18 protein-coding genes are annotated in these 24,468 nt (G+C 62.8%); 10 read left to right on the top strand and 8 right to left on the bottom strand.

The features are described 5' to 3' along the window. Positions 1-248 precede the first annotated feature (248 nt). The 3 genes from wrbA (at position 249) to ACYVL5_RS00935 (ending at position 5,084) form a co-directional block, all read left to right on the top strand. Positions 249-863 (top strand): NAD(P)H:quinone oxidoreductase, encoded by a 615-nt coding sequence (gene wrbA, locus ACYVL5_RS00925; RefSeq protein ID WP_460593665.1) that lies wholly within the window; start codon positions 249-251, stop codon positions 861-863. Between the two features lie 162 nt (positions 864-1,025). Continuing rightward, on the top strand, positions 1,026-1,550 hold the full coding sequence (locus ACYVL5_RS00930; RefSeq protein ID WP_460593666.1) for a phospholipase D family nuclease: 525 nt from the start codon (positions 1,026-1,028) through the stop codon (positions 1,548-1,550). 432 nt (positions 1,551-1,982) lie between these two features. Continuing rightward, the gene (locus tag ACYVL5_RS00935; protein ID WP_460593667.1) at positions 1,983-5,084 is read left to right on the top strand and encodes a hypothetical protein; all 3,102 of its coding nucleotides are present in this window, start codon (positions 1,983-1,985) and stop codon (positions 5,082-5,084) included. 6 nt (positions 5,085-5,090) lie between these two features. On the opposite strand, the gene ACYVL5_RS00940 is transcribed toward ACYVL5_RS00935, so the two are convergent. The 3 genes from ACYVL5_RS00940 to ACYVL5_RS00950 form a co-directional block, all read right to left on the bottom strand. Continuing rightward, the gene (locus tag ACYVL5_RS00940; protein ID WP_460593668.1) at positions 5,091-6,272 is read right to left on the bottom strand and encodes a hypothetical protein; all 1,182 of its coding nucleotides are present in this window, start codon (positions 6,270-6,272) and stop codon (positions 5,091-5,093) included. Between the two features lie 8 nt (positions 6,273-6,280). Then, entirely contained in the window at positions 6,281-8,296 is a 2,016-nt protein-coding gene (locus ACYVL5_RS00945; RefSeq protein WP_460593669.1) for a hypothetical protein, read from the bottom strand. A 226-nt stretch (positions 8,297-8,522) separates the two neighbouring features. After that, entirely contained in the window at positions 8,523-9,644 is a 1,122-nt protein-coding gene (locus tag ACYVL5_RS00950) for a YbfB/YjiJ family MFS transporter (protein WP_460593670.1), read from the bottom strand. A gap of 242 nt (positions 9,645-9,886) precedes the next feature. On the opposite strand from ACYVL5_RS00950, the gene ACYVL5_RS00955 reads away from it, so the two are divergent. The 4 genes from ACYVL5_RS00955 to ACYVL5_RS00970 all read left to right on the top strand — a co-directional run bounded on the left by ACYVL5_RS00955 (position 9,887) and on the right by ACYVL5_RS00970 (position 14,546). Further along, a complete protein-coding gene (locus tag ACYVL5_RS00955; protein WP_460593671.1) occupies positions 9,887-10,192 on the top strand; it encodes a cytochrome c3 family protein in 306 nt (101 codons plus the stop codon). A 530-nt stretch (positions 10,193-10,722) separates the two neighbouring features. Further along, the gene (locus ACYVL5_RS00960; protein ID WP_460593672.1) at positions 10,723-12,384 is read left to right on the top strand and encodes a HAMP domain-containing methyl-accepting chemotaxis protein; all 1,662 of its coding nucleotides are present in this window, start codon (positions 10,723-10,725) and stop codon (positions 12,382-12,384) included. A 356-nt stretch (positions 12,385-12,740) separates the two neighbouring features. Beyond that, on the top strand, positions 12,741-13,601 hold the full coding sequence (gene htpX, locus ACYVL5_RS00965; RefSeq protein WP_460593673.1) for a zinc metalloprotease HtpX: 861 nt from the start codon (positions 12,741-12,743) through the stop codon (positions 13,599-13,601). A gap of 15 nt (positions 13,602-13,616) precedes the next feature. Continuing rightward, positions 13,617-14,546 carry a TerC family protein gene (locus tag ACYVL5_RS00970; protein ID WP_460593674.1) on the top strand — a complete coding sequence of 310 codons (930 nt, stop codon included), beginning with the start codon at positions 13,617-13,619 and terminating at the stop codon, positions 14,544-14,546. Between the two features lie 18 nt (positions 14,547-14,564). On the opposite strand, the gene ACYVL5_RS00975 is transcribed toward ACYVL5_RS00970, so the two are convergent. From ACYVL5_RS00975 to trxB, 3 genes are all read right to left on the bottom strand, one after another. After that, positions 14,565-15,068 carry a hypothetical protein gene (locus ACYVL5_RS00975; protein WP_460593675.1) on the bottom strand — a complete coding sequence of 168 codons (504 nt, stop codon included), beginning with the start codon at positions 15,066-15,068 and terminating at the stop codon, positions 14,565-14,567. A gap of 702 nt (positions 15,069-15,770) precedes the next feature. After that, the gene (locus ACYVL5_RS00980; RefSeq protein WP_460593676.1) at positions 15,771-17,300 is read right to left on the bottom strand and encodes a YifB family Mg chelatase-like AAA ATPase; all 1,530 of its coding nucleotides are present in this window, start codon (positions 17,298-17,300) and stop codon (positions 15,771-15,773) included. A 45-nt stretch (positions 17,301-17,345) separates the two neighbouring features. Further along, entirely contained in the window at positions 17,346-18,293 is a 948-nt protein-coding gene (trxB, locus tag ACYVL5_RS00985) for a thioredoxin-disulfide reductase (RefSeq protein WP_460593677.1), read from the bottom strand. 146 nt (positions 18,294-18,439) lie between these two features. On the opposite strand from trxB, the gene ACYVL5_RS00990 reads away from it, so the two are divergent. Genes ACYVL5_RS00990 through ilvA form a run of 3 tightly spaced genes read left to right on the top strand, consistent with a single transcriptional unit; the run spans position 18,440 to position 21,512 of the window. Then, positions 18,440-19,195: a hypothetical protein gene (locus ACYVL5_RS00990; protein WP_460593678.1), complete on the top strand. Its 756-nt coding sequence runs from the start codon at positions 18,440-18,442 to the stop codon at positions 19,193-19,195. 48 nt (positions 19,196-19,243) lie between these two features. Then, positions 19,244-20,245: a cation diffusion facilitator family transporter gene (locus ACYVL5_RS00995; RefSeq protein WP_460593679.1), complete on the top strand. Its 1,002-nt coding sequence runs from the start codon at positions 19,244-19,246 to the stop codon at positions 20,243-20,245. Positions 20,246-20,303: 58 nt separating this feature from the next. Beyond that, a complete protein-coding gene (gene ilvA, locus ACYVL5_RS01000; protein WP_460593680.1) occupies positions 20,304-21,512 on the top strand; it encodes a threonine ammonia-lyase in 1,209 nt (402 codons plus the stop codon). Between the two features lie 262 nt (positions 21,513-21,774). Here the strand turns inward: ilvA and recQ are convergent, their stop codons facing one another. Both recQ and ACYVL5_RS01010 read right to left on the bottom strand, forming a co-directional pair. After that, positions 21,775-23,601, bottom strand: a complete 1,827-nt coding sequence (recQ, locus tag ACYVL5_RS01005) for a DNA helicase RecQ (RefSeq protein WP_460593681.1) — start codon at positions 23,599-23,601, stop codon at positions 21,775-21,777. A gap of 99 nt (positions 23,602-23,700) precedes the next feature. Beyond that, positions 23,701-24,372 carry a TIGR04282 family arsenosugar biosynthesis glycosyltransferase gene (locus ACYVL5_RS01010; protein WP_460593682.1) on the bottom strand — a complete coding sequence of 224 codons (672 nt, stop codon included), beginning with the start codon at positions 24,370-24,372 and terminating at the stop codon, positions 23,701-23,703. Positions 24,373-24,468 lie beyond the last annotated feature (96 nt).

The following is a 24,468-nucleotide window of genomic DNA, read 5'->3' on the forward strand; positions in this document are numbered from 1 at the left end:
CTCCCTCACCCGGCCTCGGCCACCCTCTCCCCTGAAGGGGCGAGGGGTGAACTCCTGCGTCACTTAGGGGGGCAAAATCCAAATCCCCTCGCCCCTTTAGGGGAGAGGGGCAGGGGTGAGGGAGGTTTGAGGGGTGAGGGAGTCGTGAGCGGGCCGAAATCATTTGAACATGCTAACCTAAGCTTCACCGGCTATGCTTGAGAACGGCAGGATTTCTCTCAACCACACCCGCACGTGAGGAGCGTTCCATGACCAACATCCAGATCGTTTTCTACAGCATGTACGGCCACATCTACACGATGGCGGAAGCCGTCGCCGAGGGAGCCCGCAGTGTCGACGGCTGCGACGTGAAGCTTCTGCAGGTCCCCGAGTTGATCCCGGATCAGGTGCTGGAAGCCTCCGGCGCCAAGGCCGCCCGCGACGCCTTCGCCCACGTCCCGCTGGCAAGCGTAGAGGGGCTGGCCGACGCCGACGCCATCATCTTCGGCACCCCCACCCGCTTCGGCAACATGACCGCCCAGATGCGCAACTTCCTCGACCAGACCGGCGGGCTCTGGGTCAAGGGGGCGCTGGTCGGCAAGGTGGGAAGCGTCTTCACCTCCACCGGCACCCAGCATGGCGGTCAGGAGACCACCATCACGAGCTTCCACTCGACGCTGCTCCACCAGGGGATGATCATCGTCGGGGTTCCCTACGCCGAGCAGCGCCTTTTGAACATGACCGAGATTACCGGCGGCTCCCCGTATGGTGCTTCGACGCTGGCCGGCGCCGACGGCTCCCGCAAGCCCTCCGAGAACGAGCTGGCCATCGCCCGCTACCAGGGGGCCCACGTCGCCCGCATCGCCAAGAAACTCAAAGGCTAATCTACCGATGGGGGTGCCCCGTACCGACCCAGTTTCCGAACGACATGCGACGAATTCCCCGGCAGAAAGAACTCTGACATGCTTGATGGAACCACGACCGTCCCCCTCTCTGGAGATACCAATAAAGCCCGCGGCTTAGCCGCGGGCTTGTCTCGTTTGACCATGACGCGCTTACTGGTGGCGGTCATGCTCCTGCTGGTCTGCGCCCCGCTTCCCGCCTCCCCTCTCCCCTCCACCGGGACCGTCGAGGTCTACTTCTCCCCCAACGGCGGAGCGGCCGATGCCGTCATCCGCGAAGTGGGAAAGGCCCGGCAGGAGATCCTGGTCCAGGCCTACTCCTTCACCTCCAAGCCGATCGCCAAGGCGCTTTTGGAGGCCCACAAGCGCGGGGTGAAGGTGGTGGCCATCCTGGACAAGAGCCAAAGAACGCAGCGCTATTCGGGAGCCACCTTCCTCGCCAACGCCGGGATCGAGGTGCTGATCGACGAGCGGCACGCCATTGCCCACAGCAAGATCATGATCATCGACCGGGCCACCGTCATCACCGGGAGCTTCAACTTCACCCGCGCCGCTGAGGAGCGAAACGCCGAGAACCTCCTGGTCCTCAAGGGAAATCCCCTGCTGGTCCAGAAGTACCTGGCAAACTTCCAAGCGCAGCGCGCCATCTGCGTTCCCTTCTCAAATTGAGGCCGCGGCCCCTCCCCCCGCTTATCCCACCCACCCGGCACCCGTCTCCTTCGCCGGGGCGGTTTACTCCGTTTACCCTGCCTCACTTTTCCGTCACGCCCCACCCTTGTGATCATCGCCCATGCACCTTTTGCTTTTATTGAAATAGACCGCAGACGGCGGGCAAGGCGACTATTATTACCCAACTACCACTGTATTTGACCTTTGCGACCTCTCTCTGCAACTGTGGGATGCAACATCGTCCGGACATGTTTTCATTTTATAAAACCTTGATTTTTTCTTTTTGATAGGTATAAACGGATATATGTTTGTTACTTAACATAGGTAACAAAGCACTGTGCATCTGCTGGATGGCAGATCCTTTCCTGGGTGTTGCACGGTTTCGGCTACTCCCTTTTCACATCTCTCTCTGCAAGGGGAGGCCTCAGCATGATGAGTCATAAGACTGATCCCCCGGTCGTTCTTCCAGGAGTCGTCCACCGTGAACGGCTTTTCAACCTTTTGGACCGGCGCGCGGGAAAGCCCCTCTACTGGGTCTCCGGGCCCGGCGGTTCCGGAAAGACCACCCTGGTCTCGAGCTACCTGGAGAGCCGCGGGATTCCCGCCCTCTGGTACCAGGTGGATGCCAGCGACGCCGACCCCGCCTCGTTCTTCTACCACCTGGGGGAGGCCTTCAGGAAAACCGTTCCCGATTCAGCGGTAACCTTGCCGCTCTTAACCCCCGAATTCCTCCCCGGTCTCGCCACCTTCACCCGTCACTATTTCCAGGATCTATTCTCCAGTCTCCCCACCCCTTCGGTCATTGTCCTCGACAACTATCAGGAGGTAACTACCGGCTCGCTGTTCCACGTCCTGCTTCTCGAAGGGCTTTCCCAGATACCGGATGGCATCGCCGTAATGGCACTGAGCAGAAACGAGCCGCCTCCGGTCCTTACCGCGCCGAATCTCGCCCTGCGTACCGCCCATCTCGGCTGGAACGACCTGCGCTTCTCCTACGACGAAGCCGGCGAATTTGCAGGGAGGCAGCACATCCCCCCCCTCCCCCCCGAGGCGCTGGCGTGTCTGTATTCGAAAACCGACGGGTGGATAGCCGGGCTGCTCCTGGTCCTGGAAAGCCTCAAGGGGAGCGACCTCGACTACCAGGCGCTGGAGAAACTCCCTCTGGAAAGTGTCTTCAGCTTCTTCGCCAACAGGATCTTCGATGCCGGCGACCCCGAGTTGCAGACCCTCTTGCTGAAAACGGCCTTCGCCCCCGGGGTTACCGCCCAGATGGCCGAGCGGTTGTCCGGCCTGGCGAGTGCGGAGCCTACTCTGGCCCGCCTGTGCCGCAACTCGTTCTTCACCGGCAAACACTCGCCGGTCGACCCCACCTACGAGTACCATCCCCTTTTTCGCGAGTTCCTCCTGGAGCGGGCCAGGCAGACCTATTCGGCCGAGGAAGTGAGGCAGCTGCGGTGCCAAACGGCCGCCCTCCTGGAGGAAGCCGGGCGGATCGAGGAAGCCGCCACTTTGCTGATCGAAGCTGCCGACTGGGAAGGGGTAACCGGACTGATCATGAAATCCGCGCCGCTCTTTGCCTCCGAGGGGCGTTTGGAAACGGTCCATGGGTGGCTGGAGCGAATTCCCCCGGAGATACGGGACGCGGTGCCCGGACTTCTCTACTGGAAAGGGGTCTGCCTCCTCTTGCATCCCCCCATCCGGAGCCGGGAGTATTACCGCAAGGCCTTCGACCTCTACAGCAGGGCCAACGACGGCGTCGGGATCTTCCTCTCCTGGTCGAGCGGCGCGGAGGCCTCCCTCTACGACGGGGATTTCACCCATCTGGACGAGTGGCTCGCCCTGCTCGAGAGGATGCGGATCGACGACGTAACCTTCCCTTCCCGGCAACTGAAGGATCAGATCTCCATGAGCATCTACAACGCCCTCGCCTTCAGGCAGCCCGATCACCCCGAGATCTCGAGGTGGCGCGAGCTGGGTGCTCCCGTGGTCAACGGGGACGCGGACCTAAACTTCCGTCTCACCTCGGCGGTCCAGCTTTTTGTCCACGACCTCTGGAACGGAAACTTCGTCCGGGCAACCTTCATGCTCGAACAGGTCCAGCGGATGGCCCGCTCCGGCAAACTCTCTCCCATGACCGACATCACCATCCGAAACGGTCTGGCGCTCCACGCCTTCTTCACCGGGGATTGGGCGTCGGGGGTCCAGGTGGCGATCGAAGCGATCAAGCTGGCCGACGAAATCGGCCTGCACGTCCTGGACTGCCAGCTGTTGGGGAACGGGGCTTCCTGCGCCCTCAGCATGGGCGATCTCTCCACCGCGGAGCAGCTGATCGGCATGCTGGAGCGCCGCCTGGGGGGTGGATGGACCGCCTTCGACAAGGCGTACTTCCACCTCTTGCGCGGGTGGCAGAAGACCTGGCGAAAGGAGCACGCGGCGGCCTCCCAGCACCTGGAACAGTCGCTGCAGGAATTCCGGGCCTCCGGATTCCGCCCGGTGGATGCGGTGGCGTTGAATTTCATGGCGGAGAACATGAGAATAACGGGGGAGCCCGACCGGGCCCGGGAGTACATCTCCCAGGGAATCGAGATGGCTCGCGCTTTCCAAAACAGCCTCCTCGAATTCTTCTGCCTTCTGACCGCCGTGCACCTCGAACTGGATGCCGGCCGGGAAGAAGAGGCGGTCGAACTGCTGGCCCGGACCATGGCGATCGGCCGTGCGGGCGGCTACGTCGGGAGCTGGCTGACCTGCCCGTCTCCGCTGCTTCGGTTATGCGTCAAGGCCCTCGAAAACGGCATCGAGACGGAATACGTCCGGGGACTCATCCTCAAATGGGGGCTGGTGCCGGAATCCCCTCCCCTGCATCTGGACGCCTGGCCGTGGCCGCTCAAGGTCCGGACCCTGGGGGGCTTTGAGCTGCTGGCGGAAGGAGCCCCTATCGCGATCGCGGGGAAGGTGAAGAAACCGTTGGAGCTCATGAAGGCGCTGATCTCGCTGGGAGGAAAGGGGGTGCCGGTGGAAACGCTCTGCGACGCGCTCTGGCCCGATGCCGACGGGGATCTCGCCCAGCGCTCCTTCGACACCACCTTGCACCGGCTGAGGAAACAGCTGGGGTGCGAGAAGGCGTTGCAACTGCAGGCGGGCCGCCTTTCTCTCGACCCGAGGTTCTGCTGGGTCGACACCTGGGCCTTCGACCGGATACGGGGCGAGGCCGATGAGGCACTCAAAGAGGGAGACCGGCTGGATAACATGGCACAGATCGAGTCGCTGGTGGAGAAATGCGCGACTCTTTACCAGGGGCGCTTCCTTCCCGGCGACGGGGAAGAGCCCTGGACCTTCCCGATGAGGGACCGCCTGGCCGGCGATTTCCTGGAACTGCTGACCCGGGCCGGCGACCACTTCGCCTCCCGCGGCGAGTGGGAGCGGGCCGCCGTCTGGTACCGGAGGGGACTGAAGGAGGAGACCCCGGCCGAGGAGTTGCGCCAACGGCTAGCGAACTGCCTTCAGGAGGGGAACGCGAAGCTTGGCTCCTGCTGATCCGCTTCACCAGGAATAATGGTAGGCGAGCTCCCCTCCGAAGGCCTTCGCCGCTGCGACCCTGACGTCGTCACAGAGGACCGAAACCGAAAAATCGTGGAAGGCGAATCCGACCTTCACCGCCGAGTACTCGACGTTGTACCCCAGGGAGACGCTTGACCGGCTCCCCAGACGGTAGCTCCCTTCCAGCCAATAGTGCGGCTCGTCGTCCACCAGGTTGACGGTGAAAAGGCCGTCCAGGTCTCCGGCGCTGTACCCCGCCTCGAAGTCGATCTTCAAAGGGATGCGCTGGTGAAATCTCTTGTTACCTTCGTAGCCGCTGATGGTCGGGCTGAAATTCTGGTACCCGTCCGGGGAGGTCGTCAGCCGGTCGGTGCTCGCCACCGCATCGGTGTAGGGGACCGCATACCAGATGATCTCCCCCGCCAGGTCTCTGGCCAACACCCCGCAGCGGAAGGCGTCGCGCTGGAACGCGACCCCCAGATCCGCGCTGTACCCCACCCCATCCCCCACTGTGGTATTCCTGCGCCGGTAGAGGATGTTCCGGTCATACTGGTAATTCACGTTGAGATTGAAATCGTAGCTCTTTGGACCGGTGGGAGTGACCGTCCCCTTGACCGACCCGTCCTGCATGGTGGCCGGGCGGAGGTAGCGAACCGTCGCGCCCACGCTCAGTCCGGGGAGGAGAGCTCCCAGGGAGCGCCCGTAGGAGATTTCCACGCCGCTGGCGGCGAATCCGTTGATGGAGAGGTCGATGTGGTAGGTTTTCCCCACCGGCAAGTCCAGATGCTTCTTGATCCGGTAGAAGAAATCCTGGGTGTCCCTGTTGGCCTTGAGGAACCACTCCCCCCGGTTGACGGCCGCCACCCTGAACCCGTCGAACACCACTCCGCCGGCAAGGTTCCAGTAGGCCTCGCCGTGGCCTGGCTCCCGGGGGGTGAAGCTCCCGTTCCAGCTGTCGTTGTTGATGCCGGCCAGGGGGAGGGCGGTGTCGCCCGCGAAGGCGCTGGTCTCCACAAAGGCCTCCCGCCCCCCACCGGCGAGCCGCGCGGGGTTGAAACCGCTCAGGGGCGAGGCGCCGTAAGCGGGGGATGAAAGGCCGGCCAGGCAGGAAAGTACCGCCGCCAGAAAAAGGGAAGCGAAGAGGGGGGCGGCGAGCCCCCCTCTTCCGGTGATGCGGATGGACATTGGCGGCCTTAGAATACGGACTCGAAGTAGTTGTCCGCAAACTTGATGCACGGTACCGACTGCTGCATGTAAAGCAGCGCCACCGCGGTCGTGTCGGTCGTGCTGACCGTGATGTTCCCCGAGAAGCCGCCGCTGCTTTGATGGTCGAAGGTGAGGTTGATGGCCAGGCCGTCCTGGTTGGTGATCTGGGCGGTGACGGTGTCGTTGCTGCCGTTGTAGCTGCCCGTTCCGCTCAGGGTGAACTTGGTGCCGTCCGGCCGGACCCTCTGGAACTGGACGGTGAACTGGACCACGTCGTAGGTGTTGCTGCGGGCGGTCAGGGTGGTGCTGACGTTCAGGCCGGTGTTGGCGACGACGGAGCCGTTGAACGAGGCGTCCCAGATCGGGAAGTTGGACGCGGTTACCGACCGTGCCATGGTTGCCGCGTTGGTCAGGTCACCCTGCAGGGTACCGTTCAGGGTGAGGCCGTTGGTGTTCAGCGCCTTGATGGTCCCGGTCACGGTGGCCTTCGTCGGGAACGAGGAGTTGAAGTTAGGGTTGAAGACCAGGGTGGGCATGCTGATCGACCCGGTAATCTGGGTCGTGTTGGTGGCGACCGACCCGTTGAAGTTGAGGCTCGTCATGTAGAAGGTGTTGGTGGCCGTGTTGGTGGTGAAGGCCGCCGAGCACTTATTCGCTGCCGAACCGAGGTTGACGGTCATGTCGGTGTTGCCCGAGGTGTCCTTGCTAACGAACGAGCCGTACAGGGCGAAGCCGGTGATGTTCTGTTGGGCATCCCAGGTGACCCCCGAGATCTGTGCAGTTACGTTGGCGGTGCCGCTCGGGGTGGTCAGATTGGCGTTGATAGTCGCGGAAGTAGGCTGGTTGCTGGAATTGGCGTCGAAGGTCCCGGTGCCGATGGTCACACCGTTGGGGTCCTTGACAGTAAAGGTGCTGGTCGTGCCGGAGTCGGTCACCGTGAGGGTGTTTCCGTTCGGGCCGGTTACCGTGGTGCCAGCCGGAACGCTGGACAGATTGGCGACCCAGCCGATAGCTTCAACGACCGCGGCCAGTTCCGGCTGGACCTTGGTCTGCACCTCGTTCGCGAGCGCGTTGTACGGGGTGAGCAGAACGGCATTCATCCCGCCGGTGCCGTGGCCGGAGGTGTAGTTGTAGAAGGAGAGGGCGGTGTTGCGCAGATCGGTCACCAGCTGCTTGGCGTTGGCCACCGCGTTGGCGTTCTGCGACACCAGAATCGGCGAGTTGGCGTTATTGGTGATGGTGGTGGTTACCGTGCTGGTGGCGGTGGTGATGGCGGTGAGGGCCCCGTTGAGGGTCCCCGCGTCGACCAGGGAGTTGATCGCGGTGATCAGGTGCCCCTCGGTGGTGGCGCTCAACTGCGGGGTAGGCTTCACGAGATCCGGCTTGACATCGGAGAGGAAGGTCGCCATGCCGATCTTGGAAACCGCGGCGATCGCCACGCCGTACTGTACCTGCTGGGTGGTTGTGGTGGCGGCGGTGACCGCTGCATCGTCGGTGGCGTCGATCGGCGAGGTGTTGGTGACGTCGATCCCGAAGGCGGTGGTGACGGTGGCGTTGGCCTTCGAGATGTTGGCCGCCGTCAGCCCGTTGCTGGCGGAGCTTGCGCAAGAAAACGCCAGGTGGGTGAGGGGGGTTACCGGCACGCGGACCGACCCCGAGGCGCTCGGAATGACCGCCTTCAGCCCCGGATTGTCTACCGTTGCCCCATCGGTGTCCTTATAGGTCCCCCCCTTGGCTTCAATCAGAATGCTGCCGTTGTGGGCGAAGGTGGGGAGGGTGTAGCTCCCGTTGCTGGCCGTAGTGGCCAGCGCGAAGGCCACCGTCTTCCTACCGTTGCCGTCCAAACCCCAGGCCTGGACGGTCGCCTTGCTCACCGGGCCGATCGAGACCAGGCCGCTCAGACTCACCTTGTTCGGGGCCGGCGTCGACGACCCTCCCCCGCCGCACCCGGCGATTACCAGCGCGACAAAAAGTACCGACCAGATCCTTGTAACCATTCCCATTGCTGCTTCCTCCTTTTTCAATTGCACCTCAGGTTGTCGAGATACCGCCGTTCATCCCCGGACCCAGGCTAAGAGGCGGCCTGGCTCGCGGGTGGCGGTCACACCGATTACATGTTCGGCGGGATGGTAACGGAGGATGACTTACAGAAGGCTTACAGGTAGGAGAAAAGCAGGCTGCCGCTACGATTTTTCCTGAAAAAAGGTCGCCTCTTCATCGATCGAGGCCTCACCGTTCCGCTAAGGCGTCGGCAAGAAGCAGGATTCCGGCCAGCGCCACGGCGGCCGAGGCGATGGAAAGGGCCCAGAGGTACGAACCGGTGGCCGCGGTGAAGTGGCCGGCCAGGGATGGTCCCACGATCTGACCGATGCCGTAGATCCCGGTCATCAGCCCAACCACGCGGGAGCGGGCGGTCGGGGCGAACGAGGCTCCCTCGGAGAGGGCAAGGGTGACGATTCCCATGAAGGTGGCGCCGAAGAGAATGGCCCCGGCAAAGAGGGGAACGGCACCGGGGGATAGCGCCGGGAGGATGACGCCGGCGGCCTGAAGGAAAAAGGCGACCACCAGGGGCTTCAGGCGCCCCCACCGGTGGGCCGCCAGCGACCAGAGAAAGGCGGAGGGGAGCGCCGCACACCCCGCCACCACCCAGGCCAGGTTAGCCCCGGTGGGTCCTACGGTGGCATTGGCCGCCGCCACCATGAAGGTCCCGGTGATGATGTAGCCGAACCCTTCCAGGCCGTAGGCGATCACCAGGCGGAGAAAGGCGGGCGAGCGGGGGAGATCCGCCTTGGCCACCGCCACCTCCTTTCGCTTCCCCCCTTCCTGTCTCAGCAGGAAGAGCACCAGTGCCGAGAGGAGGGCGGCGACCGCTCCGAACAGCTCCCAGGTGCCGGCGGCTCCCACCAGCCGTGCAGCCGGCAAGGCCGCGAGGCCGGTCGCCACGATGCCGGCGCCGACGCCGCCGTAGTAGAGGCCGGCCAGGCGCTCCTTCCCTTCCCGCGCCATCACGACCAACACCATGCCGGAACCCGCCACGAAGGCGAGGCCGCTGGCGGCGCCGGCCATGAGCCTGGCCGCGGAGACCCAGCCGAAATCCTTCGTGATGCCGGTAGCGGCCGTGGTGAGACAGGAGAGGACCAGGCCGACGGCCAGCACCCGGTATTCCCGGAACCGGTGGGAGAGCGGGCCGGCGGAAAAGGCACCGACCAGGTACCCGATGTAGTTGAGCGAGGCGAGAAGCCCGGCCTGATCGGTCCTCATCCCGTACTCGGTCAGCATGATCGGGAGCAGCGGTGTGTAGAGAAACCGCCCGATCCCCATGGCCACCATCAAGGTAACGAATCCTGCCAAGACACAGCTTCCGGCACTCACCTTGCTATCCATAAGCCACCCGACTCCCGTTGTTCCGCGCCGCGGCCCTCATTAAGCACTAGCCCTTCCGTAGCATAACTGACGGGAGAACCCAAGAGTTTTCAGCGCTCACCGGGAGAGCGAAGGAGATGATTGACATTGAAGGCCAGCGCTCTCCGTGCTATGGTTGCCCCGACAGAAGAGCGGGGTCCAATGAGATTTATTCGAGGAGGGGAATGAGCATGAGAGCGGCTATCCTGGCAGCACTTCTCGTTTGCGCTATTACCGCAGGCGCCCGGGCAGATATTTTAAAAAGATCGGCCACCACCTCAATGGGCCCCATTCGCTTTCCCGCTCAAAACGGCGAGGTGACCTTCAATCACGACCGGCACCAGCCCATTACCCAATGTGCCACCTGCCACGACAACCTCCCCTCGATTGCCGAATCCGGCAAAGCCTTCGCCCACAAGTTCTGCCTCGGCTGCCACGACTCCCTCGACGCGAGCTTCCAAGCTCCCACCATGTGTGACGGCTGTCACAAGAAATAAGGAATTCCCCCCTCCCTCCCCTCCATCCATGGAGAATGACTGACCTCTAACAGCATTCTTACTTAAGCGATACCTGTCGGCGCCGATAGTGGTAGGGCAACTACCGTAACGTACCGAAAAGGCGTCATGCTCTATACCTGTTCCGATTCCCCAGAGTGGACGGTTCCGCCGAAACACCGTGCGGCCTTCACGATAATCCTGCTGTCAATCGTCCTCGCATTCCTGGGGATGCGCGTACCCGAGCTTTGCTCGAAGAATCATCACCGGGCAATGGGACCACGGGCGATTTTCAGCCAGGAAAGCGCCGGTGCCCAGCTGCAGGAAAACGCCCGCCCCGCGATCTCGGCCGCCGGCCCGGCGGTGGTCCGTTCCCCGTCACCGGCTCCCATCCCCCCTGTGGCCGGCGGTCTCTCCTCCGCGGTCCTCCCGCCAAGTGCACCACCGCCAGGCCAGCACGCCTCCCGCGCCCCCCCTTTCGGTTGTTGGACACCCCGAGATTCGGCAGCTGCACCATAGCGAGGAGAACAAACATGCGAATGTTTCAGAATATGCAGGTCGCGGTAAAGCTTTTGTCGTCATTCATCCTGATCACCCTGATCTCGGGAGTGATCGGCTTCATCAGCATCAGCAAGTTGAAAGGGTTGGAGGCAACCGGCGAGGAACTCTACGTCAGGGACACTAAGCCGTTGGGGGACCTGCTCGATGTATCGACCTACTTCCAGAGGCAGCGCGGAAACCTCCGCGACCTGGTACTGGACCGGACCGCCGAGGAGCGGAACAAGCACCTCGCCGTCATCAAGGAACTGGACAAGAAAATCGACGACTCGCTGAAGCTCGTCCACGAAGGAGCAGGCTCCCCCGAGACCAGAAAGGGGGTCGAGGAGGTCCGCCGGGCGCTGGCCAAGTTCGACCCGGTCTGGCAAAAAGTATCGGAATTCTGCATGGCTGGTAAATCCGACCAGGCACTGGCGGTGCTCCGCACTCCCGAGAACGTCGAGATCGCCAAGGAGGGCGACGTGGCGATACAGGCGCTGGCCGATCTCCAGGTCGGTCACGCGAAGGAGAAAAACGACTCCAACATCCGAAACGGCAACGAAGCCATCAGGTTCACCTTCATCATGGTGCTGGCCGGTGCCGTGCTGGCTGTCGGGCTGGGGATCCTCATCGCGCGCGCCATCAGCGCACCTCTCAAGAAGGGGGTGGAGTTCGCCGCAGCCATCGCCGGAGGGGACCTGACCCAGAAGATCGACCTCCACCAAAACGACGAGGTGGGAAAACTGGTGGCGGCGATGAACTTCATGGTGGAGAAACTCAAGGAGATCGTCGGCGAGGTGAAGGTGGCGACCGACAACGTGGCCGCCGGAAGCCAGCAGCTTTCCTCCGGGTCCGAGGAACTTTCCCAGGGGGCGACCGAACAGGCGTCAGCCGCCGAGGAGGTCTCCTCCAGCATGGAAGAGATGGGGGCCAATATCCGCCAGAACGCCGACAACGCGATGCAGACCGAGAAGATTGCCATTAAATCGGCCGCCGACGCCCGGGAAGGCGGGAAGGCGGTGGAGGCCACCGTGGTGGCCATGAAGGAGATCGCCGCCAAGATCAACATCATCGAGGAGATCGCGCGCCAGACCAACCTCCTCGCGTTGAACGCCGCCATCGAGGCCGCCCGCGCCGGCGAGCACGGCAAGGGTTTCGCCGTGGTGGCGAGCGAGGTGAGAAAGCTCGCCGAGCGGAGCCAGAAGGCCGCCGCCGAGATCTCCGACCTCTCATCGAACAGCGTCGACATCGCGGTCAAGGCCGGTGAGCTCCTGACCCGGATGGTGCCGGACATCCAGCGCACCGCCGAACTGGTCCAGGAGATCAGCGCCTCCTGCCGCGAGCAGGACTCCGGCGCCATCCAGATCAACAAGGCCATCCAGCAGCTTGACCAGGTCATCCAGCAAAACGCCGGCGCCTCCGAGGAGATGTCATCCACCGCCGAGGAGCTCGCCTCCCAGTCCGAACAGTTGCAGGGCACCATCGGCTTCTTCAAGCTCAACGACCACGGTGAACGCGGCCCGGTGCCGCCCAAAAAGAGCATTCCCCGCCTGACCAAGGCCAAAGCGGCCCCGCAGCCCAAAGCGGCGCCGGTTCAACGAGCCGTCGGAACCGACCTCGACCTTGGCCCGGGCGACGAGCATTTCGAGCGGTACTAGGAGGGACTCTCACAGGTAACCGCCATCTGGCGCTCCCTTGGCTGCTTCACTTTCAGGGACAGTCACCCCGGTGACCGTACAGTCATCCCCCCTTGGCTCAGAGTGATGGCTTATCCGGCAGGCTCTCTTATGCAACAGCTTGACAGAGACCGTGTCCTTGCTTATAGTATGGCCAAGTAAAGGGGAGTAGTTATCGGCCACCCCAAAAGGCCGACCCGGATCTCGTCAATACGGCCGTTAAGGCCCGGGACCGGGGCAGATTTTCTGCCAACAAGACCTTTATTCCAGGCAACCATGCCGGGGGTAAAGGTCTTTTTTTATACCCCCGGCGAAAAATCTATCGTCGGAGGTACATCATGAACAGACTCAAGACTGCCCTTCTCCTCTCCCTCCTCACCGTGGTGATTGTGCTCATGGGAAGCGCCATCGGCGGCAAGACCGGCATGGTCTTCGCCTTCTTCATGGCGGCGGCCATGAACTTCTTCTCCTACTGGTTTTCCGACCGGATCGTCCTCGCCATGTACGGTGCGCAGGAAATCCATGAGCAGGATCATCCCGCCTTCTACGGGATGGTGCGCCGGCTGGCCGCCAAGGCGAACCTCCCGATGCCGCGCGTCTACATCATCCCGACCGAGAGTCCCAACGCCTTCGCCACCGGCCGCAACCCCTCCCACGCCGTGGTGGCTGCGACCGAAGGGATACTGCGCATCCTCTCCCTCGAGGAGCTGGAAGGGGTCATGGCCCACGAGCTTGCCCACGTGCAAAACCGTGACATCCTGATAGGGACCATCGCCGCCACCTTCGCCGGAGCGATCTCCATGCTCGGCAACATGCTCCAGTGGGGTGCCATCCTCGGTGCTGGGCGCCACGATGACGAAGATCATGGAGGCGGGATCGTGGGTTCCCTGGCGATGGCGATCATCGCCCCCATCGCCGCCATGCTGATCCAGATGGCGGTATCGCGTTCGCGCGAGTACCTGGCCGACGAGACCGGGGCACGGATCTGCGGCCACCCGCTGGCCTTGGCCAGGGCACTGGCCAAGCTCCACAACGCCTCCCACATGATCCCCATGGAAGAGGCGCGTCCGGCAACCGCCCACCTCTTCATCGTCAGCCCGCTCACCGGGGGGAGCCTTCTCAACCTCTTCTCGACCCACCCACCCATGGAGGAGCGGATCGCACGGCTGGAAGCGATGGCCAGAGGAAACGGCAGGTAAAAGGAGAGTCCCGCGATGACCGTTACCGCCACCATGTGGATCGTCTTCGCCGTCGTTTTCGGCGTCATGCTCCTGATCGATCTCGGGCTCAACCGGAAGAGCCACCACGTCTCCCTCAAGGAGGCCGGGGCCTGGAGCGCCGTCTGGATCACCCTCGCCCTCCTCTTCGGCGTGGCCATCTACTTCACGATGGGAAGCGCCAGGGCGCTCGAGTTCTTCACCGGGTACGTGATCGAGAAGTCGCTGTCGGTGGATAACCTCTTCGTCTTCATCATGATCTTCTCCTACTTCGGGGTCCGGGGAGAGCAGCAGGCCCGGGTTCTGAAGTGGGGGATCATCGGCGCGCTCATCATGCGGATCGTCTTCATCCTGGCGGGCATCCAGCTTTTGGAGCGCTTCCACTTGCTGTTCTACCTGTTCGGGGGCCTCTTGGTGGTGACCGGGATCAAGATGGCCTTCGGCGGCAAGAACGATACCGCGCCGGAGAGTAACTTCGTGGTGCGGGCGGTGCGCAGGATGCTCCCGGTGACCAAAAGGACCCGGGGAGACTGGTTCATCACCCGCCGCCGGGGAACCTTGGTGGCGAGCCCCTTGCTGGTGGCCCTGGTCATGGTGGAGTGGAGCGACCTGATCTTCGCCCTCGACTCCATACCGGCCGTACTGGCGATCTCGCTCGACCCGTTCGTGGTGATCACCTCCAACATCTTCGCGATCATGGGGCTCAGGTCGCTCTACTTTCTCCTGGCCGGGGTCATGGGGATGTTCGTGTACCTCAAGTACGCGATCGCGTTCGTACTGGTCTTTGTGGGAGGGAAGATGATGGCGGGAGCCGGTGGCTGGGAGATATCGACCCCTTGGTCACTGGCCGTCATTTTCGTATCGCTCGCCGCAGCCGTCACGGCGTCGCTGTTGCACGGCAAAAGGCACGACGGTCATGCAGCGTAGTCATAAACCCGGGACAATTTATTTTCCTCCACTGAGGGGGGCGGCTTCCTCTTTCACCACCTCCTCCCCCCTTCCGGCGTCCTCACATCCTGCTATTCCAGCCATTGCGCCTGTGATCGCCTCGTACGCCGCGGCCAGGGCGAAAGCGGAAGCCGGGGCGTACAGACAGAAATCGGCGACGCCGCTGACCTGGCCGTTGAAAGTGGAATGCCACGAGCTCTCGGTGCTGACGATGACGGTACATGGCTGGTCCTCGAACTGATCCGCCGTGATGTCGATAATCACGTCCAGCAACCCGAGCCACGCGTGTCTCTGTCCCCGGCGTTCTCCCACCACCAGGAACGCCGCCCCCCATCCCTTCTCCTGGAGATGCTTGGCCAGCAGCAGGGAAGCATCCGCGCAGGACCCGCGGGGAAAGTCCCGGAGTGTGGGCAATGACACTCCCTTCCTTGCGCTTCTCACCAAGGCTTCCCGGAAGAGAAAAGCATGACGGAACAGGGCGTCGACAGTGAGGTCGCTCATACTCCTCCTCCAAACCCTCAGACGGGATAGTGATTAATATTTTTTCACTTTAAAGTTTCCCCGCAACTTTCAGCTGCGGTATCCCAACTGGCCGAACGGCTCTACCCCTTCCGTACCTGGGGCTGCACTACCACTAGTGCAGCCCCACCCGGCGCCGGCCTCTGTGGGCCGACGCATAAAAGAAAAGGACTTACACGGTCCGTGTAAGTCCTTTTTCCCACATCCCCAATCCTTCTCCGTATTCGCGGGACACCCCAGGTATCCTGATGCCTGCCGGAGAAAAATGACAGCCCGCCTTTGCCGATACGGGGTTCGATATTTTAGTGTGAAAGCTGCTTTTTCTAATGTAGGGTCTACCTTAACTAAAGTAAGGTCTGCTTTTAAATAAAGTAGGTATGCTTTTTCTTAAACGACCTCTTCATAAGTATGAAAAGCCCCCTCGCCCCCCTCCTTCGCTCCTCTTTTTTTCTCCCGGATGCCCTATTTTTCTCTATCGGCTCCTTTATTTTGTTGACGAAGAGGTATCGAAGCCCCTTTTGGTCTCACATTTGCCTGGGCAAGGCCCCAATTCGTCTAATGAGGTGTGTGATTTATTTAAATGCGGAGTCACTTTTCTTAAATGCGGTCGTACTTTTGTTAACTACGACCTCACTTAAGCAAAAGCGGAGCTGCTTTTGTTTAAGCAGGCCCCGCCCCGTTCCGTTAGCTGGGCTTTCTATCCAGGCTTCGGTACTGGATCGCTTCGGAGACGTGCTGCTCGTTGATGGTGGCGGCGCCGTCGAGGTCGGCGATGGTGCGGGCTACCTTGAGGATCCTCGTGAAGCTCCTCGCGGAGAGGCCGAGACGGTCGGTAACCATCTCGAGCATGCGGTTGCCGGCGGCGTCGGGTTCGCAGAATTTGCGGATCATGCGGGCGGTCATCTGGGCGTTGCAGCGGACCCGCGTCCCCTTGAAGCGCTCCTTCTGCACCTCGCGCGAGGCCGCCACCCGCGCGGCGATGGCGGAGGAGCTCTCGCTCTCCCCCCGGTCGGCCAGGTCCCGGTACTTCACGGCCGGGACCTCGATGTGGATGTCGATCCGGTCCAGAAGCGGCCCGGAGATCCGGGAACGGTACCGGTGGACCATCAACGGGGTGCACGAACACTGGTGCACCGTGTCCCCCAGGTAGCCGCAGGGGCACGGGTTCATGGCGGCGACCAGCATGATTCTCGAGGGATAGGTGACCGAGGAGAGGGCGCGGGAGATGGTGACCCGGCCGTCCTCCATCGGCTGGCGGAGCACCTCGATGACGTGCTTCTTGAATTCCGGGAGCTCGTCGAGGAAGAGGACGCCGTTGTGGGAGAGGGATACCTCGCCGGGTTTGGGTGTGTTGCTGCCGCCGATCAGCCCGACGTCGGAGATGGTGTGATGTGGGGAGCGGAAGGGGCGGGTGGTGATGAGGGCGTGATCGCGCTCGAGTAGCCCCATCACGCTGTAGACCTTGGTGGTCTCGATGGCCTCCTCGAACAGCATGGGAGGGAGAATGGAGGGAATCCGCCGGGCCAGCATGGTCTTCCCGGAGCCCGGCGGGCCGATCATCAGGAGGTTGTGGCTCCCCGCCGCCGCGACCTCCAGGGCGCGCTTGGCGTGCTCCTGCCCCTTCACCTCGCTGAAATCGTCCCCCACCTCGGAGGACTCGGTGAGGAGCGCGGCAATGTCGGCGCTGTAGGGAGTGATCTCGAGGGAGCCGTTCAGGAAATCCACCACCTGGGAGAGCTCGCTCACCCCGAGCACCTCGACCCCCTCCACCACCCCCGCCTCGCTCACGTTCTCGGTGGGGATGATGACCCCGGTGAGCCCGGCCTCCCGCGCCGCGACCGCGACCGAGAGGCAGCCCCGCACCGGCTTCACCCCGCCGTCCAGCGAAAGCTCCCCCAAAAGAAGGTACTCCTTCAAACGGGTCGGCTTCACCACGGCGGTGGCGGCCAGTATGCCGATGGACATGGGGAGATCGAACGACGCCCCCTCCTTCTTGACGTCGGCGGGGGCGAGGTTCACGGTGATCTTGCGGTTGGGGAAGTCGTATCCGGAGTTCTTGAGGGCGGCCTTGACGCGGTCCTTGCTTTCCTTGACCGCCCCCTCGGGGAGTCCTACGGTGGCGAGCTGCGGGAGCCCCTGGGCGATGTCCACCTCGACGTCGATCAGGATGGCATCGATTCCGACGACGGCGCTGGAGAGTACCTTGGCGAGCATGACACCTCCCGGTGGAACCAGGGGGGACTTTACTGCCTCACTGCACTACTTCAGCATATCAAGGTAACGCTCGGCGTCGAGTGCCGCCATGCATCCGGTCCCCGCGGAGGTGATCGCCTGCTTGTACATCCTGTCCTGCACGTCGCCCGCGGCGAAGACGCCGGGGATGCTCGTGGCGGTGACGTTTCCTTCGTTGCCGCACTGGGTCCTGATGTACCCCTCGTCCATCTCCAGCTGTCCGTCAAAGAGAGTGGTGTTGGGGGTATGACCGATGGCGATGAAGCAGCCGTGGACCGGGATGATCTTGTCGGAGCCGGAGGCGTGGCGGATCCTGATCCCGGTCACCCCGGACTCGTCTCCGAGCACTTCGTCGAGGTTCTGGTTCCACTCGATGGTCACGTTTCCGCACTTGGTCTTCTCGATCAGCCGGTCGGCCAGGATCTTTTCAGCGCGGAACTTGTCCCTTCTGTGGACGACGGTTACGTGGCTTGCGATATGGGAGAGGTAGAGCGCCTCTTCCACGGCGGTGCTCCCGCCGCCGATGACGGCCACCGGCTTGCCCCGGTAGAAAAACCCGTCACAGGTCGCGCAGGCGGAAACGCCTTTCCCCTTGAAGGCCTGCTCGGAGGGGAGGCCGAGGTAGCGGGCCGAGGCCCCGGTGGCGATGATGAGCGCGTCGCAGCTGTAGGTCCCGTTGTCCCCTTCCAGTACGAACGGGCGGTTCTTGAGATCGGCCTTGTTGATATGATCGTTGATGATCTGGGTCCCGAAGCGCTCGGCGTGCTGGAACATGCGGAACATGAGGTCCGGGCCCTGCACCCCTTCCGGGTCGCCCGGCCAGTTGTCGACTTCGGTGGTGGTCATCAACTGCCCACCCTGCTGCAATCCGGTGATCAGCACCGGGTTAAGGTTGGCGCGCGCGGCATACACGGCGGCAGTGTATCCTGCGGGTCCCGAACCGAGAACTATCAATCGATGGTGAACCACATCCATTAGCTGGACCTCCAGATGTTCTTTTGGGCGAAAGATATCAGTATATACATAAAATGGCAAGGCGGCAAACCCCGTAACTCGTTGACCGGAATGGGGACCTCTGTTAATATCGAAGTCATAGGCACTATAATGAGATGGGGGGACATGTGAAAAAAATAATCTTTCTGACAGTAGGTCTGGCGCTGATAGCTTCGCAGGCGATGGCTGCCAGCATCAACTTCACCAGTGGACTGACTCAGGGCGAATTCAAGAGTCTCTCCAAGGAGGCCGGCGGTGCCATCTCCTACAAAAACGTCGCTCCTGCCGAGCCGCTGGGACTGACGGGGTTCGATGTTGGTGTCGAGGTTTCCGCCATTGACATCAAGACCGGCGGCAATAACTACTGGGACCGGGCCTTCAACGGCGACGCCCCCTCGTACCTGTTCATCCCGAAGATCCGCGCCCGTAAAGGTCTCCCCTTCGGCATTGACCTCGGCGCCTCCTACGCCTATGTCCCCGATTCCAACATCAAGCTGTACGGCGCCGAGCTCAGCAAGGCGATACTCGAGGGTTCCGCCATCACCCCGGCCCTCGGCATCCGCGCCACCTACACGAAGCTCGCCGGCGTGAAGGATCTCGACCTGCAGACGGCAGGGATTGACGCCTCCATCAGCAAAGGGTTCTTCATCCTCACCCCGTATGCCGGGGTGGGCGCCGTGTACGTCATGAGCAAGGCGACCGGCGACCTGCAGAAGTATTCCCCGGCCGTCAACGGCGGTGCCCCGCTGAGCAGCGAGAAATTCTGGCAGCCTCGCGGCTTCGCCGGGGTGAAGATCTCCCCGTTTCCGCTTTTCGGCATCACCGCCGAGGTGGAATACGAGGTGCGCCCGATCTACACGCTGAAGGCGGCGCTGAGCTTCTAGAAAACCAAAGCCGGGGGCGGGTGAAGGCCCGCTCCCGGGGGGTTCGCCATGCACGCCGAGACTCATCTTGACCAGAGCATTGCCGGACGATTCAAGTACGCCATCCTGCTGACCGGGGCGACCCTGGTGGCCGAGCTCGCCGGAGGCATGTGGACCAACTCCCTGGCCCTCCTCTCCGATGCGGCCCACGTCTTCCTCGATCTCTTCGCCCTCCTGTTGTCGCTGGGGGCCATCAAGCTCGCCTCCTACCCCGCCAGTGACACCCGGACCTTCGGCTGGCACCGCACCGAGGTCTTCGCCTCGCTGATCAACGGCACCACGGTCTTCCTGATCGCCGGCATCATCTGCTACGAGGCGTTCGGAAGGATGGTGCGCCCCGAGGAGATCAAGAGCCTCCCGATGATGATCATCGCCGCCGTCGGCCTGGCCATGAACCTCTTCGCCGCCGGCGCCCTGCACGGGCACTCCCACGACGACCTCAACGTCAGGAGCGCCTTTCTCCACATGATCGGCGACGCGGCCGCCTCGGTCGGCGTCATCGTCGGCGGCATCATCATGTACTTCAGCAACTGGTACGTCCTGGACGCCATCATCTCGGTCGGTATCGGCTTCGTGATCTTCTGGGGCTCCTGGAGGGTCATCCGCGAGGCGGTCCACATCCTTTTGGAAGGGGTACCAAAGGGGGTCGACATGAACCAGGTCTCGGCCGCCATCAAGGAAGTCGACGGGGTCGAGGAGGTCCATCACGTCAACATCTGGACCATCTGCTCCCACATCATCGCGCTCTCCGGCCACGTGGTGGTTCCGGCGAGCTTCAAGGGAGAGCACGGCAAGATGCTCAGGAATATCGAGGAGCGGCTCTTCGAGCGCTTCCACATCTCCCATACCACGCTCCAGGTCGAGAGCGTACGCTGCACCGATGCCCAGGCGATCAAGCAGTTCCGCCACCGCCCCCGCGCCTCTTCGCTCGCGCAGGCGCACGCGCACCCGCACCACCATCCCCATGGCGCCTGCGGTCATGACCATCATCACGACCTTCATCACCACTAAAGGGGGAAACGGGCCCTTCGTTGAAAGGTGCCTGCCCCTTGCTCCCGGACGGTAACCAATGCTCGATTACAACCTGATCCTCGACGCCGCACACCGATTGAAGAAAAGGGTGCGGCGGACCGAGTTGATCCATGCCCAGCATTTCAGCGACAAGCTCGGCCTCCCCCTCTACTTCAAATGCGAAAACCTCCAGCGCACCGGCGCCTTCAAGATCCGCGGCGCGATGAACTTCATGACCGCGCAGCCGCGGGCGGCGCTTGCCGGCGGGGTGATCACCGCCTCGGCAGGCAACCACGCCCAGGGGGTCGCCTTCTCAGCCGATCTCCTCGGGGTGAAGTCGGTGATCTACATGCCGGAGACCACGCCGCCGCAGAAGGTCTTCTCCACCAGGGATTACGGCGCCGAGGTGGTGCTGGAGGGGAAGAATTTCGACGAGGCGTGCGCTGCCGCGTACCGCGAGGCGGAGAGGACAGGAGCCCGTTTCGTGCATCCGTTCGACGATCCCTTGGTAATGGCGGGTCAGGGAACCATCGGGCTTGAGCTTCTTGAGGATCTTCCCGACCTGGCCAACGTCCTGGTGCCGATCGGGGGGGGTGGCCTCATCGCCGGCATCGCCAAGGCCATCAAGGAGACCCATCCGCACGTGAGGGTGATCGGGGTGGAGTCGGCCGCGGCCCCCTCGATGCAGCAGGCGATGAAAAACGGCAAGGTGGTCACGGTGCCGATCCGGGCGAGCCTCGCCGACGGTATCGCGGTGAAGACCGCCGGCGTCAATACCTTCCCGGTCATCAAGGATTTGGTGGACGAGGTGGTGCTGGTCGAGGAAGAGGAGATCGCTCTCGCCATCGTGTCGCTATTGGAGAGGAACAAGCTGATGGTGGAAGGGGCCGGCGCCGTCGGGCTCGCCGCCCTCTTGAACAACAAGGTGAAGCGGATCTCCGGGAAGACGGTGGCGCTTTTATCGGGCGGGAACATCGACGTGAAGACCATCGCGGTGGTGGTGGAACGGGGTCTCTTGGCGGCGGGACGCTACCTGAAGCTGAAGGTCGAGCTGGACGACGTGCCGGGTGCGCTGGCCAGGCTTTCCACGGAAATCGCCGCCGCCCGCGCCAACATCTCCATCATCACCCACGACCGCCGCTCCGAATCGCTTCCCATCGGAAGAACCGAGGTGCTGGTGGAGCTGGAAACCAGGGGCGCGGAGCACATCCAGGAAGTGGTGAAACATCTGACCGGCACCGGATACCAGATGGAAGTGATGAAATAACGCACTCCCCCTCGCCCCTTTTGTCGGGAGGCTGCCGCAGCCCCCGAAAATAAACCCTCGCCCTTTGTCGGAGAGGATGGCCGCGCCTTCCCTGAAGTATCCCCTCGCCCCCTTGGGGGAGAGGGTGGCCGAAGGCCGGGTGAGGGAAGATTTTAAAACCTCCCTCACCCCTCCCCCTCTCCCCTAAAGGGGCGAGGGAATGTATAGGGTCTCCCCCTCTCCCCTGAAGGGGTGAGGGAATATTAGAGCGGGTCCCTCCCCCCTACTCGTCGGCAGCCTCCTTACCGATCTCCTCCAGCGTCCCACCTGCATGCTCCCTGATGACCCGCAGGAAGGCGTCCCCATACTTGGCGAGCTTGTGCTGCCCAACCCCGGAAATCTCCAGCATCTCCCACTTGTCCTTCGGGCGATTGGCCGCCATGGCCGCCAGCGTCGCGTCCGCAAAGACCACGTACGGCGGCACCTGCTGCTCGGTGGCGATCTCCTTCCGCAAAGCCTTCAGCTCCAGGAAGAGTGCCTCCTCGTAGGTGGTCTTCTTCGGCTTGGTCTTCTTCTCCACCACCCGCGGGTCCCGCGGCTTGGCGAGCTCCAGCCGTTCCTCTCCCCGCAACAGCGGCCGCGCCCGCTCGGTCAGCTTCAGCACCGAATAGTTCCCCACATCCTGTTCCACATACCCCAGGTGAATCAGCTGCCGTATCAGGTTCGCCCAGGCATCCTGGGAGAGGTCCTTGCCGATCCCGTAGGTCGAGAGCCGGTCGTGGTGGAGCTCCATCATCCGCTGGTTCTGCGAGCCCCGCAGAACATCGATCACGTGCCCCATCCCGAAACGCTGCCCCACGCGGTAGACGCAGGAGAGCGCCTTCCGTGCCGCCTCGGTGGCGTCGAAACGCTCCGGCGGACTGTCGCAGATGTCGCAGTTACCGCAATCTTTCTCCAACCGTTCGCCGAAGTACCCTAAGAGGACGCGGCGTCGGCAGGTCTGGGCCTCGGCGAAGGCGGCCATGCAGTTCAGCTTGTGCAGCTCGATCCGGGTCTGCTCCTCGTTGCCGCCGCTCTCGATGAGGGAACGGGAGATGGCGATGTCGCCGTAGCCGAAGAGAAGGAGCGCATCGGCGGGGAGCCCGTCGCGCCCGGCACGCCCGGTCTCCTGGTAGTAGCTCTCGATGCTTTTCGGCATGTCGTAGTGGACCACGAAGCGGACGTTGGACTTGTCGATCCCCATCCCGAAAGCGACGGTGGCGACCACCACCCGGATGTCGTCCTTGAGAAACTCCTCCTGGACCCGGTGGCGCTCCTTGTCGGGGAGGCCGGCGTGGTACGCGGCCGCCTTGATCCCTGCCGCATCGAGCTTCTTGGCCACCTCCTCCACGCGCTTGCGGGACAGTGCGTAGACGATCCCCGCCTCCTCCCTGCGGTTGCCGAGGAAACTCATGAGCTGGGTGAAGGGCTTGCTCTTCTCGACCACGTGGTAACGGATGTTGGGGCGATCGAATCCGGCGATGTAGCAGATGGCGTCTTCAAGCCCGAGGCGGCAGAGGATGTCGTTCCTCGTCTGGGCGTCGGCGGTGGCGGTGAGGGCGATCACCGGGATCTGGGGGAATACCTCGCGCAGGAGGCCGAGCTGCGCATACTCCGGGCGGAAGTCGTGTCCCCACTGCGAGACGCAGTGCGCCTCGTCGATGGCGAAGAGGGAAACCTGGACCGACTTCAGCCTCTCGAGGAATCCCTCGCTCACCAGCCGTTCGGGTGAGACGTAGAGAAGCTTCAGCTCGCCGCTATGGAACTCCGCCAGCACCCGCTTGGCCTCCGCTTCGCCCAGCGCCGAGTTGTAGCAGGCGGCAGCCACGCCGTTCTCCCGCAGGGCGTCCACCTGGTCCTTCATGAGCGAGATGAGCGGCGAAACCACCAGCGCAGTCCCGGGAAGGCAGAGGGCGGGAATCTGGTAGCAGAGAGACTTTCCGCCACCGGTCGGCATCAGCACGAAGACGTTCCCGCCGGCGAGGACCGTTTCCACGATCTCCTGCTGGCTGGAACGGAAGCTGGTAAAGCCGAAGACCTCGCTGAGGACCTTGAGTGGCGATGGGGGCATGGATGATTCCTGGATCGGGGGAAAATGGGACGAGCCTGGCAGGCTCATGTCGCTTCTACCATGAAAACAGCTGCGGGGGCAATGTCAATGGCCGGAAGTTCAGGCGGAGGTGGAAGCCAGCGGGCGGCGCCCGGCATACTCCCTGATGAAGGCGCGGGTCAGCGGCGCCTGGTTGGCGAGGTCGGTGAGGCCAGGACGGGCAAGGTCTTCGAAGCTGTCGACGTCGTACCAGGAGGGAAGGAGACCGGCTCGCAGGCCGCTTTCGTGTGCCCGGTGCAGGCTGGTGGAGAGCACCTGCGGCCCCGACCAGGGGACCTCCTTGAACAGGGTTCCGTACCCCTCCCGGATCCCCACGAGGTAGTAGCCGCCATCCTCCGACGGCCCGAACACGGCATCGTCACCGGCCGCGAGGAGCTCGAAGGCCTGCCCGATGAAAGGAAGGGGAAGATCGGGTGCATCGGTTCCGATCACCACCCGCTCCCGGTATCCCAGCTCCGCCATGACGTCGAAGGCGTTCTCGAGACGCGTGCCGAGGCAGTCGCCTACCTGGGGAAACAGCCGCATCCCGGGAAAGGCACCCCGGAAGAAGGCGGCGTCGCCGTGATGGAAGATGATCGACTCCACCCCCAGCACCCGCACTCGGGTGACGGTATCGACCAGCATGCGGTGGTAGAACTCGGCGGCCTGCTGCGGTGTGAGCGGCGGAGAGAGGCGGGTCTTAACCTGTCCAGGGGTCGGGGTCTTAGCGAAAATGGCCAGTGCGGAGTTCATTAGGTGGATCATCTTAAAGGAGACCAATTAGGGCCGAAATTGTAGCGTTGTCCACAGTTTTCGGAGTTACTAACAACTTTATCCACAGTCAATCTT

The organism is Geomonas sp. Red276 (assembly GCF_054784495.1).